The sequence below is a fragment of the Acinetobacter sp. CS-2 genome (assembly GCF_016599715.1).
Classification (GTDB): domain Bacteria; phylum Pseudomonadota; class Gammaproteobacteria; order Pseudomonadales; family Moraxellaceae; genus Acinetobacter.
In genome coordinates this window covers 1474719-1489280 of record NZ_CP067019.1, presented here as the reverse complement: position 1 = coordinate 1489280, position 14562 = coordinate 1474719, and the positions used below count along the sequence as shown (strand labels likewise).

General features: G+C 40.9%; 14 protein-coding genes and 1 pseudogene. 6 read left to right on the top strand and 9 right to left on the bottom strand.

The window, feature by feature from the left end; all coding sequences use genetic code 11:
- Positions 1–8: 8 nt before the first annotated feature.
- From eno to JFY49_RS07395, 3 genes are read right to left on the bottom strand one after another with little or no spacing between them, the layout of a single operon-like run.
- A complete protein-coding gene (gene eno, locus JFY49_RS07405) occupies positions 9–1298 on the bottom strand; it encodes a phosphopyruvate hydratase (protein ID WP_200224670.1) in 1290 nt (429 codons plus the stop codon).
- Between the two features lie 60 nt (positions 1299–1358).
- A complete protein-coding gene (gene kdsA / locus JFY49_RS07400) occupies positions 1359–2216 on the bottom strand; it encodes a 3-deoxy-8-phosphooctulonate synthase (protein WP_086196319.1) in 858 nt (285 codons plus the stop codon).
- 32 nt (positions 2217–2248) lie between these two features.
- Positions 2249–3889, bottom strand: coding sequence for a CTP synthase (locus JFY49_RS07395; RefSeq protein ID WP_200224669.1), 1641 nt, complete (start codon positions 3887–3889; stop codon positions 2249–2251).
- A 226-nt stretch (positions 3890–4115) separates the two neighbouring features.
- Between JFY49_RS07395 and JFY49_RS07390 the strand changes: the two genes are divergently transcribed.
- The 3 genes and pseudogenes from JFY49_RS07390 to JFY49_RS07380 all read left to right on the top strand — a co-directional run.
- Positions 4116–4526: an internalin gene (locus JFY49_RS07390; RefSeq protein WP_200224667.1), complete on the top strand. Its 411-nt coding sequence runs from the start codon at positions 4116–4118 to the stop codon at positions 4524–4526.
- A gap of 257 nt (positions 4527–4783) precedes the next feature.
- Positions 4784–5260 (top strand): CinA family protein, encoded by a 477-nt coding sequence (locus tag JFY49_RS07385; protein WP_200224666.1) that lies wholly within the window; start codon positions 4784–4786, stop codon positions 5258–5260.
- 2 nt (positions 5261–5262) lie between these two features.
- Positions 5263–5874, top strand: a pseudogene (locus JFY49_RS07380) (aminotransferase); the annotation flags it as partial.
- 46 nt (positions 5875–5920) lie between these two features.
- Here JFY49_RS07380 and prpC read toward each other — a convergent pair.
- Together prpC and prpB are read right to left on the bottom strand one after the other, a co-directional pair.
- Complete coding sequence (gene prpC, locus JFY49_RS07375) at positions 5921–7057, bottom strand: 2-methylcitrate synthase (RefSeq protein WP_200224665.1); 1137 nt, start codon at positions 7055–7057, stop codon at positions 5921–5923.
- A 37-nt stretch (positions 7058–7094) separates the two neighbouring features.
- Positions 7095–7970, bottom strand: coding sequence for a methylisocitrate lyase (gene prpB / locus JFY49_RS07370; protein WP_086174234.1), 876 nt, complete (start codon positions 7968–7970; stop codon positions 7095–7097).
- Positions 7971–8305: 335 nt separating this feature from the next.
- Here prpB and JFY49_RS07365 point away from each other — a divergent pair, with 335 nt between their 5' ends.
- The 3 genes from JFY49_RS07365 (at position 8306) to JFY49_RS07355 (ending at position 10562) form a co-directional block, all read left to right on the top strand.
- The gene (locus tag JFY49_RS07365; protein ID WP_200224664.1) at positions 8306–8956 is read left to right on the top strand and encodes a TetR/AcrR family transcriptional regulator; all 651 of its coding nucleotides are present in this window, start codon (positions 8306–8308) and stop codon (positions 8954–8956) included.
- Between the two features lie 114 nt (positions 8957–9070).
- Entirely contained in the window at positions 9071–9991 is a 921-nt protein-coding gene (argF, locus tag JFY49_RS07360; RefSeq protein ID WP_200224663.1) for an ornithine carbamoyltransferase, read from the top strand.
- A 100-nt stretch (positions 9992–10091) separates the two neighbouring features.
- Positions 10092–10562, top strand: coding sequence for a hypothetical protein (locus JFY49_RS07355; RefSeq protein WP_200224662.1), 471 nt, complete (start codon positions 10092–10094; stop codon positions 10560–10562).
- Between the two features lie 25 nt (positions 10563–10587).
- Here JFY49_RS07355 and JFY49_RS07350 read toward each other — a convergent pair whose 3' ends face one another.
- The 4 genes from JFY49_RS07350 to JFY49_RS07335 form a co-directional block, all read right to left on the bottom strand.
- Entirely contained in the window at positions 10588–10941 is a 354-nt protein-coding gene (locus JFY49_RS07350) for a YnfA family protein (RefSeq protein ID WP_166168362.1), read from the bottom strand.
- 132 nt (positions 10942–11073) lie between these two features.
- Complete coding sequence (gene clpA, locus JFY49_RS07345) at positions 11074–13350, bottom strand: ATP-dependent Clp protease ATP-binding subunit ClpA (protein WP_200224660.1); 2277 nt, start codon at positions 13348–13350, stop codon at positions 11074–11076.
- Positions 13351–13359: 9 nt separating this feature from the next.
- A complete protein-coding gene (gene clpS / locus JFY49_RS07340) occupies positions 13360–13782 on the bottom strand; it encodes an ATP-dependent Clp protease adapter ClpS (RefSeq protein WP_200224659.1) in 423 nt (140 codons plus the stop codon).
- Positions 13783–13800: 18 nt separating this feature from the next.
- Positions 13801–14556 (bottom strand): DUF6776 family protein, encoded by a 756-nt coding sequence (locus JFY49_RS07335; RefSeq protein ID WP_200224658.1) that lies wholly within the window; start codon positions 14554–14556, stop codon positions 13801–13803.
- Between the last annotated feature and the right edge of the window lie 6 nt (positions 14557–14562).

The following is a 14562-nucleotide window of genomic DNA, read 5'->3' as shown; positions in this document are numbered from 1 at the left end:
ATATGTGCTTAGTTCAAACCTTTGAACTCAGCTTTACCGCGATATGCAGCTTTAGTCAATTCTTCGATACGAAGTAATTGGTTATATTTTGCTACACGGTCAGAACGGCAAAGTGAACCTGTCTTGATTTGACCCGCTGCTGTACCTACTGCAAGATCAGCAATAGTCGAATCTTCAGTTTCGCCTGAACGGTGAGAAATTACTGTAGAGTAACCATTTGCTTTCGCAAGATAGATAGCATCTAGAGTTTCAGTCAAGGTACCGATCTGGTTGTATTTGATCAAGATAGAGTTAGCAACTTTCTCGTTGATACCGCGTTGTAAAATCTTAGGATTGGTTACGAATAAATCATCGCCTACCAACTGGATCTTGTCGCCAAGGATAGAAGTCAAGTAAGACCAGCCTTCCCAATCAGACTCATCCAGACCATCTTCAATCGAGATAATTGGATATTGGTTTACAAGACCCGCAAGGTAGTCAGAGAACTGGTTGCTTGTGAATGCTTTGTTACCTTCGCCAGCAAGAATGTACTGGCCATTTTTGTAAAATTCTGAAGATGCGCAGTCAAGTGCAAGCATGATGTCAGAACCCGCTTTATAACCCGTTTGCTCAATTGCAGAAAGGATTACAGTAATCGCTTCTTCATTTGAACGTAAGTTTGGTGCAAAACCACCTTCATCACCCACTGCTGTATTTAAACCTTGTTTCTTTAAAACTGATTTTAAAGAATGGAAGATTTCAGCACCCGCACGTAACGCTTCAGAGAATGAAGTAAAGCCGACTGGCTCAATCATAAACTCTTGAATGTCAACATTGTTGTCTGCGTGTGAACCACCATTCAAGATGTTCATCATTGGAACAGGCATAGTTAAAATGCTGTTATTACGAAGATCTGCGATGTATTGGAAAAGGGGAATTTTCTTTTCGTCAGCAGCAGCACGTGCAGCAGCCAAAGATACCGCTAGAGTTGCGTTCGCACCTAGTTTTTCTTTGTTTTCTGTACCGTCAAGCGCGATCATTGTGTTATCAATATCTTTTTGTTCAAAGACTGATTTACCCAACAATGCGTCACGAATTACTGTGTTAACGTTGTTAACTGCTGTTTTAACGCCTTTACCCAAGTAACGCGCTTTATCGCCGTCACGAAGTTCTAAAGCTTCACGAGAACCAGTTGAAGCACCAGATGGTGCACATGCACGGCCAACTACGCCAGATGCCAAGATTACGTCTGCTTCGATGGTTGGGTTACCACGAGAGTCCAAAATTTCACGTGCACGAATGTCAACGATTTGACTCATGAACAATTCCTCAGTTGATGAATAACGCGATGCTTTAGAAGGCATCAAGGTGTATATGATTTAGTGTGTATCTAACTTTTTGAAACCTTTAACCAAGGTATCCAATTCTTTCAGCTGCGCCAAGAATGGCTCCAGTTGCGACATACGAAGTGCACAAGGACCATCACATTTAGCATGTTCAGGATCTGGATGAGCTTCCAAAAATAAACCCGCCAGACCAGTGGCCATACCCGCACGAGCCAAAGTGGTAATTTGCGCACGGCGACCACCCGCAGAATCTGCACGCCCACCTGGAGTTTGCAGCGCGTGGGTGACATCAAAGAATACAGGCACATTCATTTCTTTCATGATGTCGAAGCCCAGCATGTCTACAACCAGGTTGTTATAGCCAAATGCCGAACCACGTTCACAAAGAATCAGCTTGTCATTTCCGGCTTCCAGACACTTATGCAGAATATGACGCATTTCATGTGGCGCAAGGAACTGGGCTTTTTTGATGTTGATGATGGCATCGGTTTTTGCCATGGCTTCAACCAGATCAGTCTGACGACTCAAGAATGCTGGAAGCTGGATAATATCCGCCACTTCAGCAACAGGTGCAGCCTGATAAGGTTCATGTACATCAGTAATGATGGGTACATTGAAGTGTTTTTTAATGTCTGCTAACCACTCGATCCCTTTTTCCAAGCCTGGGCCACGGAAAGAGTTCAAGCTTGAACGGTTGGCTTTATCAAAACTTGCTTTAAACACGTAAGGAATTTCCAGACGTTTGCAGATATCAACATAAGTTTCTGCAATTTCAAAAGCAAGGTCTTTTGACTCAAGTACATTCATTCCGCCGAATAATACAAATGGCAAATGATTTGCCATTTGTATATCGCCTAAACGTACAATTTCTTGTGGTTTTAATTGCGACATTTAAACTTTCCTAGTTTAGTCTTGCCCAGCCATTATTTGGTTTTTCGGTACTGTTTTTTCGCAGCATCAATAAAGCTGGCAAATAATGGGTGCCCATCACGTGGTGAACTTGTAAATTCCGGGTGGAATTGTACAGCAATAAACCAAGGATGTTGAGGAATTTCAACTGTTTCTACCAAATGTTGTACTGGTGAATAACCTGAAATCTTCAGACCTTTCTCTTCTAGGGCAGGAATGAAACGGTTGTTCATTTCGTAACGGTGACGGTGACGTTCGATAATTTCTGTAGAACCATAAACTTCTGCAGTTTTTGTACCTGCAACCAGCTCAGATTTTTGCGCACCTAGACGCATGGTTCCGCCAAGATCAGAATCTACAGAACGCTGTTGAACTTCACCACGCTCATCCAGCCATTCAGTGATCAGACCAATCAATGGTGATTTAGTTGAACGGTTAAATTCTGTGGAAGACGCATCAGTGATACCCGCTACGTTACGCGCGTATTCGATCACTGCCAACTGCATACCTAAACAGATACCAAGGAATGGCACACCGTTTTCACGTGCATATTTGATTGCCAGCATTTTGCCTTCAGTGCCACGCTCACCAAAACCGCCCGGAACCAGAATGGCATCCGCATCTTTAAGCGCTTCATTCACATCTTGGCTTTCAAGATCTTCAGCATTGACATAGTCAATTTGGACTTTAACGCGGTTTTTAATGCCCGCATGAAGAAGTGCTTCGTTTACAGATTTATATGCATCTGGAAGCTCAACATATTTACCCACCATGGCAACATGAACTGTGTATTCAGGGTTTAATAAGGCTTCTACGACGTTGTCCCAGTCTGAAAGATCCGCTTCAGGCAGGTCGTTATAACCAAAACGTTCACAAATTAAATCGTCAACATCCTGTTCATAGAACGTACGCGGGATTTGATAAATAGTACGTGCATCTTTACAGACCACAACCGCACGCGCTTCCACGTTAGTGAATAATGCAATTTTACGGGTTGTATCTGCATCAACATCATGCTCGGTACGGCAGATTAAAATATCTGGTTGAATACCAATCGATAACAACTCTTTCACAGAGTGCTGAGTCGGTTTGGTTTTCAGTTCTGCTGCTGATTTGATGTATGGAAGTAAAGTCAAGTGCATCAACATGGTACGTTTATGACCAAGTTCTACCATTAACTGACGTACAGATTCCATGAACGGGAGAGATTCGATGTCACCTACTGTTCCGCCAATTTCTACAATTGCGACATCATAGCCTTCGCCAGCGCGAAGAACACGTTCTTTAATATTATCGGTAATATGAGGAATAACCTGAACAGTACCACCCAGATAGTCACCACGACGTTCTTTATTTAAAACATCCTGATAAACACGACCTGATGTGAAGTTGTTCAGTTTGGTCATTTTCGCACGACGTAAGAAACGTTCGTAATAACCCAAGTCTAAGTCAGTTTCAGCACCATCCTCTGTGACAAAAACTTCACCGTGTTGGAACGGACTCATCGTTCCTGGATCGACATTAATGTATGGATCCATTTTGACCATGGTCACTTTTAAACCACGGGCTTCTAAAAGCGCAGCCACAGATGCAGCTGAAATACCTTTACCTAGTGATGATACAACACCACCAGTAACGAAAATAAAATGGGTCATTAAGTTTCTCGTACAATGGAGCCTAAATTGGCCTACAATGTTGTGCGATTTTACTTTACTCTATACCAATAAAGCAAAGTCATTCCGCATCAATTCATAGAACAATAAACAATTGGTTATTCTATCAGCATTTCCGATAAAAAATTAGGGTAAGCTGATAGGATTTTTATATTTGTATTTGCTGTTATAATAGCAACATCCAATTAATGCTTTATTTTGTGCGATTATGAATAACAAACTTTTACTTTGTGGTGCTATTGCAGCAAGTTTACTTTTAACAGCATGTGTAAAAAAAGAAACTCCAAAAGAAGATGAGCAAGAACAGGTTGAAACAACGGAACAAGTAAATCAACCTGCAGAAGCCGTACCTTTGGAAGCTATGGAAGATAACAACGCTCAAGCTCCAGCCCAGGTAGAAGTTGAACGTGAAGAAACGCCAAATACAACTACAGTCATTCGTCGTGAAGTGCGTGAAGCTCCTCAACAGACTACAACTGAAACTGCTCAAGCTGAAGCACCAAAAGCTCAACAGAAACCTGCTTCAGAAGCCCCCGCCAAATCAAATAATGAAGCTCAGTCTGAAGATGATGCAGTAGCTGCGGCAATTGCTGCGGCAACACCTGCATTGGATCAATAAATTCAGTCAGTTTCAAACACCCGTCTTTATGGCGGGTTTTTTATTGTGGTTTACCAGGGATCGAAAATAATTTATAGATTCTAAATAAACTTTTTATTTAAAAACGATCGAGATAAAGTTAAGCACAAAGAACATCAATTTAAAAAGCACGAGCCGAAAAATGAAAAACTGATTTTTGTCTTTCAACATATTTGAGTGAAGTCCACCTAAGACAAAAAAATTTGAACTAAATAGTGTAGATTTTGAGACACAAACCCATGCTAAAACAATGTTGTGATTTGCTCGAAACACATCAGTTAAAAATTGCTTTTATTGAAAGTGCCAGTTCTGGCTATCTTTCCAGTCAGTTTTCTATTTGCAAGAATAGTGGTGCAGAGATTCTGCTGGGCGGGCTGGTCAGTTATGATCCCTCAATCAAGATCAATATCCTGCATATTGATGCTGAGCTTATAGAAAAATATACCGCCGAGTCTGCTGAAGTTACAGAAGCGATGGCGATACAGGGCAAAAAGTTATTTACCCATGCGGATTTTGTGGTGGCCTGTACCGGCTTACTGAAACCCGGTGGTAGTGCAACAGAAAATAAACCTGAAGGCACATTTTTCACCTCAATTTTATATTTAAATAAAATACACAATTTTCAATATTTTATTGAGGGCACACCATTAAAACGCCTTGATGTTTTAACTCAATATATTGCAGATGAAATCATCAAACTTATTCAGAGTGTTTAGTGATGTTTAAACTCAAAATGTTCACATTCGGATTAATCCTGCTGCCATGCAGCAGTTTTGCAACCGTAGGTGGTCCTCAAAATATCGAAGTTTTGGGATATGAAGGCAAAGAGCAAAAAGTTTATGTAATGAGACATTATCTTGATGGTCGTGGTCGCCTGCCGCAACTTTATTATTATCAGTTAAAAAATACCAAACAGCCGCAAAAACTGATTCAGGTGAATTCGCTATATATTAATCCTAAAACCAAGAAGATTGATTATGACCAAGATAGTCGGCAATTCGATAAGGAAATAGCAAAAATTAAAAAGCGGCTTAACCCCCTTGCACCACTACCTAAATCAAGCATCAAAATTCAGGTGTTAAAGAAAATCACCTCTAAAGAGAAATCCTGGTATGACCCGAAAGAATATATTCCGAAATATACTTATACCTACCAACTCAGCAGTAAAAGCTTGAAAAGCCAGATCCATCAGGCAATCGATTATCGCCACGGATTAAACATTTCTCAAGTCTACAAAATTCCCCGGCAACAGAAAATTCTAGCGGTGGTTAAATACCTGGGCATTCCTTTTGAAACAGGTTACACCATTGAAGATCCTGTTTTACTGACTGCAAAAAAAATAAAGCCTCCGAAGAGGCTTTATTCATGCTTTTATCTTAAGCTGCAGTACGCTCTGCAATTGGAACCACTTTACGCAGTTCAGGGCCGGTATAATCCGCACTTGGACGGATAATACGGTTGTCTGCACGCTGTTCCATTACATGTGCTGCCCAGCCTGTTACACGGCTCATCACAAAGATTGGCGTGAACAGTTTGGTTGCAATCCCCATGAAGTGGTAAGCAGAGGCATGGAAGAAGTCTGCATTACAGAACAGTTTCTTCTCGCGCCACATCACCTCTTCACAGCGTACTGATACTGGATAAAGCACGGTATCACCGACATCTTGAGCTAAACGCTCAGACCAGATCTTGATGATACCATTACGCGGATCATTGTCTTTATAGATGGCATGACCAAAGCCCATAATCTTTTCTTTACGCTCCAGCTTGCCCAGCATTTCGCGTTCAGCTTCTTCTGGAGAGGTCCAGTTTTCAATCATTTCCATCGCTGCTTCGTTGGCACCACCGTGTAATGGACCACGAAGTGAACCAATAGCACCAGTAATACAAGAGTGCATATCAGACAAGGTAGATGCACACACACGCGCAGTAAATGTAGATGCGTTGAATTCATGCTCTGCATAAAGAATCAACGATACATTCATTACCTGTTCATGCAACTCATTCGGTTTTTCACCACGAAGTAAATGCAGGAATTGTGCACCGATTGAATCATCATCAGTATTTTCTTCAATGCGCACACCATCATGGCTATAACGATACCAATAGCAGATGATTGCAGGTAAAGTCGCCAAAATACGGTCAGCAACATCTTGCTGCTCAGCAAAAGATTTTTCAGTTTCCAAGTTGCCCAGCATGGACACACCGGTACGCATCACATCCATTGGATGTGAATCTGCCGGAATGCGCTCCAACACTTCTTTCAATGCTTGTGGAAGCTGACGTAAAGATTTCAATTTGGCCTTATAAGCCGCAAGCTGTTCAGTCGTTGGCAATTCACCAAAGAAGATAAGATAAGCCACTTCTTCAAATTGGCAATTTTCCGCCAGATCCTGCACATCATAACCACGATAGGTTAAGCCTGCACCACTCTTACCAACAGTAGAAAGTGCGGTTTTACCTGCAACCTGTCCACGTAATCCTGCACCTGTCAGTACTTTTCCTTCAGCCATTTTTAATTCTCCATTTTGAATTATTTATTTAAAAAATTTATTTAAACAATTTATCTAAAGTGTTCTCAAACGTATGATAATCAAGAAACTCGTAAAGCTCTTTACGCTGTTGCATCTTGTCTAATACATTCACTTGCGTACCGTTTTCACGGATAGAACGCATCACTTCCAATGCCGCTTTCTGCATTGCACGTGTCGCAGACAGTGGATAAAGCACCATACGAATACCTTGTTCACCCAACTCGTCTACGGTGTAATAAGGCGTATCACCAAATTCGGTAATATTTGCCAATACAGGCACACCTACAGCATCACACACTGTACGATACATAGTAATGTCAGTCATCGCTTCAGCAAAGATCGCATCCGCACCAGCTTCAACACATGCACATGCACGGTCAATCACCGCTTGTAAACCTTCTTTTTGCAAGGCATCGGTACGCGCCATCACCACAAAGTTTGAATCAGTCTTGGCATCCACCGCTGCTTTAATACGGTCAACCATTTCCTGCTGGGTCACAATTTCCTTGTTTGGACGGTGACCACAACGCTTTTGTGCAACCTGATCTTCAATATGAACGGCTGCAGCACCAGCTGCAATCATCTGTTTAACAGTACGGGCGATATTAAATGCTCCGCCCCATCCCGTATCAATATCTACAAGTAAAGGCGTATCGACACGCTCAGTGATACGACGTACATCTTCCAGAACATTGTCCAAACTGGTCATACCCAAGTCAGGCAATCCGTAAGAATAGTTGGCAACTCCTGCGCCCGATACATAAATGGCTTTATAACCCACTTCTTTCGCCATCATGGCTGCATAGGCATTCACTGTGCCGATAATTTGTAATGGCTTTTCAACTTCCAGTGCTTGTCTAAATCTTAAGCCTGCAGACATTTGTTGTGTCATCTTCCTTTCCACAGTTTCACTTTATTTATCGAAGTTTGAGTATATCCATAAACCCCTGTTTGGCCATGACTCTTTAGAATTTTTACTCTATAACTTTAGTCAAATAATTCTCAAATTTATTGCACAATAAATTTTCGTGATATTAGATATTATTTATTTTTGATAAACACAGCTTTTTTGTACGCTAAATAAGCTAAATTTGAGCTATTTTCTGAAAAATGACTTTTTCAGTTCAAATCATGCCGTACGCGAGTACACTTCTACACAGCACGCTGTACATATATTTGTTATAATAACAATCTCCCTCCTATTTAATTGTTAGTTTTTTATCCAATATGCATAAAATCGCCCATTTAGCTCCTTTAGGTAAAGATATACCACCAACCAAGCGTGGTCATGAGCGATGTGTGGCATTATTAGTCAGTGCAATCGACCTGTTTTTAGAACGTGGTTACGATGCAGTATCACTGGATGATATTGTGCAACACGCAGGCGGATCTAAAGCTTCAATCTATAAATACTTTGGCAATAAAGAAGGCTTATTCAAAGCAATTTGTGATTATCGTCGGGAACAGTTTTTTAAAGATATCTGTATCCCTTTTGAACACGGTAAAGATGATCTTCGTGTCTATTTAATCCAAACCCTGATAAATGTTAAGCAACACTTGATGCTTCCAGAAAATGTAGCTTTCCTTCGTTTAATTATTGAACAGACACAGCGCAGCCCACAGCTTGCTCTTTACATTCACGAACAGGGTCCAAAGCATATTCAAATCGCCATAGCCAATGCGCTAACCAAAGCCGATGAAATCGGGATTATTCACTGTAAACAACCGATTTATTCTGCTCAACTATATTTTGGCATTATCCGCAATATTGAATGGTGCGTGCTCATGGGTGTACCAATTCGTGAAAATGATCAAGAAACCATCAATTACATTACTTATTGTGTAGATCGCTTTCTGGAAGGCCATCAACCCCGTTAGATTTTTTGCAATTTGCCTCGCATATAGTATATTAGCCGATTCCGTATTTTTTTCTTAACCAACCAGCAACTAATTACTGATAATTTATTTTCAGCGGTTATTGTGGAGTAAATGATGGCTCTCCGTCACTTTCTAACTTTACGTGATTTATCGACTTTAGAACTTAACCAAATTTTGCAACGCGGGATCGAACTCAAGCGTAAGCAGCATAACAATGAAGTTTTCCAACCTTTCGTTGGTAAAGTCATGGGTATGATTTTTGAAAAATCGAGTACTCGTACACGTGTTTCGTTTGAAGCTGGCATGAGTCAATTCGGTGGTAGCGCAATCTTTCTTTCTTCACGTGACTCCCAACTTGGTCGCGGTGAGCCAGTTGAAGATTCGGCACGCGTAATATCAAGCATGCTGGATATCGTAATGATCCGTACTTTCGGCCATGATATCGTTGAGCGTTTTGCTTCTTACTCAAAAGTACCTGTAATCAATGCATTAACAGATGATCACCACCCTTGCCAACTATTGGCTGACATGCAAACTTACCTTGAACACCGTGGTTCAATTGAAGGTAAAACCGTTGCCTGGATTGGTGATGGCAACAACATGTGCAACTCTTATATTGAAGCTGCACACATGTGGGGCTTTAAATTAAAAATTGCTGCGCCTAAAGGCTATGAACCACAAGAAAAATTCCTGACTGAATTTGCCCACTGTGTAGAACTTGTCGATTCAGCTGAAGATGCTGCGGTAAATGCAGATCTGATTGTGACTGATGTCTGGGCAAGCATGGGACAGGAAGAAGAGCAAAAAATCCGTGAAAAAGCCTTTGCTGATTATCAGGTCAATGAACGCTTAATGGACCTTGCTCACCCAGATTGCTTATTCATGCACTGCTTGCCAGCTCACCGTGGCGAAGAAATCTCAGAAAACATGCTCGATCACAAAAATGCTGTGGTTTGGGATGAAGCTGAAAACCGCCTGCATGCACAAAAAGCACTGATTGAATTCTTAATTAATGAAAATTTAAAGAAAGATTAAATTTTCAGCCTCAAGTTTTCTAAAAAAGTACCTTCGGGTGCTTTTTTTATGCCTATAAATTGTTTAATTTAAATCATAAGTATTCTCAGTGATGATGATCATGCCATTTAAAACAATATTTTTATGTTTAAGCACTTTTCTTATATTTAATACCGCACATGCCAAAGCCACCGAGCTCGATCAATATTTTGTTAAAAAGCAGATTCTAGATTCATCTTATAAAATTAAAGACCATAAAGCGCTGAATGAGATTTTAGATGTCATCAGTGATGAAGATTCGCGCACATTGCCTTTCCATATCGATCAAAACATGCTGATGGAAAAATACCAAATGAGCGCGAATGGGGTAAAAATTGAAGGCATTATCACCACGCCTGATTTTACCCAGTTTGCCCAAGATGTTGGTGAAAAGGAAGTCAAAAAACTGCTGAGAAAAAATATTTTGCAGAACTGCAACTTGTTGTTTGAAAATGAATTTCAACGTGTAAATCCCTATCATGTTGAATTAAAGCTGTCATCCGAAAGTAAAAACTATGACTTTAAGATTAAGAACAGTGAATGTTCTTTTTAAAAAGCCGTCTGATACGTTAGGCTAACTAACGTATCAAACCTTGTGGTTGTAAAATAATAATGATTGCCCCAATCATCACTACAATTCCGCCCAGTAAATCCCAGCGACTTAATGCCACCTGATCAACAAATCTTAACCACATCAGTGCGGTAAAAATATAAATTCCGCCATAGGCTGCGTAAATTCGTCCCGATGCAGCAGGATGTAGAGTGAGTAACCAGACGAATGCAGCCAATGCCAGGACCGCTGGAATCCAAAACCACTGAGTTTTTCCCTGATTTAAAATAAGATAGGGAAAATAACACCCCAGAATTTCCATCACAGCAGTGACAAGAAATAAAAAGACCGTGTTTAAAACTTTGGTAATTTGAATATCCATAAATTAAAGGTCACATCCGATTTCATTTTTCTAAAGATTTTAAAAATCATACTTGAGGTCAAACACAAAAAATTTAGATTGAAGCAAATAAAAAACCCGTGCGAACACGGGTTTTTTATGAGTTATTTTTAATTACGCAGGTTCCGCAGTCTGATCTTCAAACACTTCCAGTTTAAGGCCGACTGCTTTGCCATTCTCTTTCTTCACTGAAACTGCAACATTGCCGCCATGTTCTGCCAATTCACCAAAGAGAATCATCTCGGCAAGCGGTTTTTTCAGGTGTTCCTGAATCAGACGCTGCATTGGACGAGCACCCATCAAACGGTCATAGCCATTTTCAGCCATCCATTCACGTGCACTTTGATCCACTTCAAGAATGACTTTTTTATCATCCAGCTGCGCCTGAAGTTCAGTCAGGAATTTATCCACGACATTTTCAATAATTGTGGTTGGCAATGCCTTGAATTGAATCACCCCATCCAGACGGTTACGGAATTCTGGAGAGAATGCGCGTTTCATTGCTTCCTGATTGTCATTGCTATTATCTTGTTCTCTAAAACCAATGCTGGCACGTGAAATACTTTCTGCACCAATATTGGTGGTAAGAACCAGAATCACATTACGGAAATCTGACTTGCGACCATTATTATCTGTTAACGAGCCATGATCCATAATCTGCAATAATAAATTAAACACATCAGGATGCGCTTTCTCAATTTCATCCAACAACAATACGCAATGTGGATTTTTATGAATAGCATCGGTGAGCAAACCGCCCTGATCAAAACCCACATAACCCGGAGGTGCACCAATTAAACGTGAAACTGCATGACGTTCCATGTATTCCGACATATCGAAACGGACCAGTTCCACACCCAGTAATTTTGCCAACTGTTTGGTGACTTCGGTTTTACCTACCCCGGTTGGGCCTGCAAAAACAAAGCTACCCACAGGCTTCTCCGGTGATTTCAAGCCCGCACGCGACAATTTAATTGCAGAACCAAGTGCTTCAATGGCTTCATCCTGACCAAAGACCACACGTTTAAGATCACGCTCCAGATTTGAAAGCACCGTTTTATCATCTTTCGATACTGTTTTCGGTGGAATACGGGCAATCTTGGAGATGATATCTTCAATATTTTCAACCGTGATTAACGTATCGTCTTGCTCGGCTTTCAAATGGCGCTGAGCACCTGCTTCATCAATTACATCAATTGCTTTATCTGGCAAGAAACGGTCATTAATAAACTTGGCTGATAGCTCTACCGCTGAAACCAGTGCTTTATCATCATATTTGACATGATGAAAATCTTCAAATTTCGATTTCAAGCCACGTAAAATATCAATGGTTTCAGAAATTGAAGGCTCATTGACATCAATTTTTTGAAAACGACGTGACAAGGCATGATCTTTTTCAAAAACTTGGCGATACTCTTGGAACGTGGTTGAACCGATACAACGTAACGAACCATTCGATAAAGCCGGTTTAATTAAGTTTGATGCATCCATGGTACTGCCCATGCTTGAACCAGCCCCAATAATCATGTGAATTTCATCAATAAACAGCACAGCTTCCGGTTTCTTTTTCAACGCATTCAATAGTTGTTTCAAGCGTTTTTCAAAGTCACCACGGTACTTGGTTCCTGCAACCAGAGCTCCAATATCCAGACTATATATTTCTGCATGGGCTAATGGCTTCGGTGCTTTACCATTAACAATCAGCCAAGCCAGTCCTTCTGCAATCGAGGTTTTACCAACCCCCGGATCACCAACCAGCAAAGGATTATTTTTACGGCGACGACATAAAATCTGTGCTGCACGTTCAATTTCTTTTTCACGCCCGATCAAAGGATCTGTTTTACCTTTTTGTGCTTCTGCATTCAAGTTAGTGGTATATAGATCGAGTGGGCCGGCATTTGAAGAACTCGATGTTTCTCCATCCAGCTCTTCCACTTCCTCTTCAGCAGGTACGTCTTCTTTACGTGTACCATGCGATAAATATTGAGTTAATGTTAAACGATTAATTTGATGACGTTTAAGCAAGTAAACCGCAAAAGAATCACGTTCAGAATACATCGCAACAAGAATGTCTGCACCTTCAACAGTTCGATCTCCACCACTTGATTGCACATGGAAAATTGCACGTTGCAGAATACGATCAAAGCTTTCCGTCGGATGTGGTGCCTGATCACTATGTTCGCTTAATTTAGGGGTGTGTTGCTCAACATATTCTTCCAGTTCCTTGCGAAGAACGATAATGTCTGCACCACATGCTTTTAATGCATTTACTGCAGAGTCATTATCAAGTAAAGCCAACAATAAATGTTCAACCGTGAGAAACTCATGTCTCTTTTGACGAGCCATGCTTACAGCCAAACGTAATGATACTTCTAATTGACGACTGAGCATGTAATCCCCTTAATCTTTTGGCTCAATCTGACAAAGTAATGGATGACCTTGAGACCGAGCATAATTATTGACTTGGTTCGCTTTCGTTTCCGCAATGTCTCGTGGATAAACGCCTGCAACACCTTTCCCTTCATAATGTACAGTTAGCATTACTTGGGTCGCTTGGTCAAGATTCAAAGCAAAGTATTGTTGTAAAATTTCAATTACAAAATCCATAGGGGTGTAATCGTCATTCATCAAAACAACAGCATATAAGGGGGGACGCTTTAATTCAGGGGGAGCCGTTTGTACTGCAACATCCCCGTCAGTCCCTTCAGCGTCATCCTGCGAATCATTACTTAAGCGTGGACTAATATGCCAGTCGACATATCCCGATTGATGAAAAGAATTTTTGATGGTGTTTAAACAATAATGACGCTTATTCATTCGCATAGGATTTTTAATTCACATTTATTGTGCATTTGCTTCTGCTTGAGGAATTTCAGAAATAAATGCCGATTGACTCTCTATAGGTTTACCACGTCCCCAACTAAAACGCTTAATTAACGGTGTACTTGTTGCTCCGGTTAAACGCACCTCAATGAATTGTGGTGTAAAGCCGTTAGGCATGGTCCAGCGTCCGGTTAAACGTTCATAATCTTCAAAGTTAAAGTTTTTGTCTTCCATAGGAACCACCAAAACTTCAGTACCCTGAATTAAACGTAACTCCACAGTTCCTGAAACACCCCGTCTATTCGGACTGATTTGAACCAGATCAAGTTGATATTCATAGGCATTTTCTGGTAAGGGTTTAATGCCGATATTTTGTATGGTCAGGCTTAAACCACCACGCTGACGCAACACTTCACGGTAAATTGCACTCAAACCTTCAGCCTGACTTTTATCTTCACGTGTCTGATTCAAAGCAGCAAACAAATCATTTGAATTACTGACCGCAACATCACGCTCCTGTACTGCCAGATTCAAATTTTTATTCAGCATTTCCAAGCTGGCTTTTTGCTTTTGCACTACTTCGACCAGCTGTTCGGCATCCGCCTCATAGCCAACCACAGTCAAACCTTGCCGATGTCCAACTGAATAGCCCAGTAAACCACTTCCCAGAACAAGAATGGCCGCACCAATTGCCAGCGGTAAATTACCCTTTAGAAAAGGTTTTTTACTGAGGAAATTCAGTTGTGACGGAGTATTTGAGTCAGAATTCGGCATCGTCAT

Coding starts and splice junctions, on each gene's coding strand:
- prpC (WP_200224665.1), bottom strand. CDS start 7,057: ATGGCTGAAGGAAAAGTACTGACAGGTGCAGGATTACGTGGACAGGTT.
- JFY49_RS07355 (WP_200224662.1), top strand. CDS start 10,092: ATGCCATTTAAAACAATATTTTTATGTTTAAGCACTTTTCTTATATTT.
- kdsA (WP_086196319.1), bottom strand. CDS start 2,216: ATGTCGCAATTAAAACCACAAGAAATTGTACGTTTAGGCGATATACAA.
- JFY49_RS07365 (WP_200224664.1), top strand. CDS start 8,306: ATGCATAAAATCGCCCATTTAGCTCCTTTAGGTAAAGATATACCACCA.
- JFY49_RS07335 (WP_200224658.1), bottom strand. CDS start 14,556: ATGCCGAATTCTGACTCAAATACTCCGTCACAACTGAATTTCCTCAGT.
- JFY49_RS07350 (WP_166168362.1), bottom strand. CDS start 10,941: ATGGATATTCAAATTACCAAAGTTTTAAACACGGTCTTTTTATTTCTT.
- argF (WP_200224663.1), top strand. CDS start 9,071: ATGGCTCTCCGTCACTTTCTAACTTTACGTGATTTATCGACTTTAGAA.
- JFY49_RS07390 (WP_200224667.1), top strand. CDS start 4,116: ATGAATAACAAACTTTTACTTTGTGGTGCTATTGCAGCAAGTTTACTT.
- JFY49_RS07385 (WP_200224666.1), top strand. CDS start 4,784: ATGCTAAAACAATGTTGTGATTTGCTCGAAACACATCAGTTAAAAATT.
- JFY49_RS07395 (WP_200224669.1), bottom strand. CDS start 3,889: ATGACCCATTTTATTTTCGTTACTGGTGGTGTTGTATCATCACTAGGT.
- clpA (WP_200224660.1), bottom strand. CDS start 13,350: ATGCTCAGTCGTCAATTAGAAGTATCATTACGTTTGGCTGTAAGCATG.
- prpB (WP_086174234.1), bottom strand. CDS start 7,970: ATGACACAACAAATGTCTGCAGGCTTAAGATTTAGACAAGCACTGGAA.
- clpS (WP_200224659.1), bottom strand. CDS start 13,782: ATGCGAATGAATAAGCGTCATTATTGTTTAAACACCATCAAAAATTCT.
- eno (WP_200224670.1), bottom strand. CDS start 1,298: ATGAGTCAAATCGTTGACATTCGTGCACGTGAAATTTTGGACTCTCGT.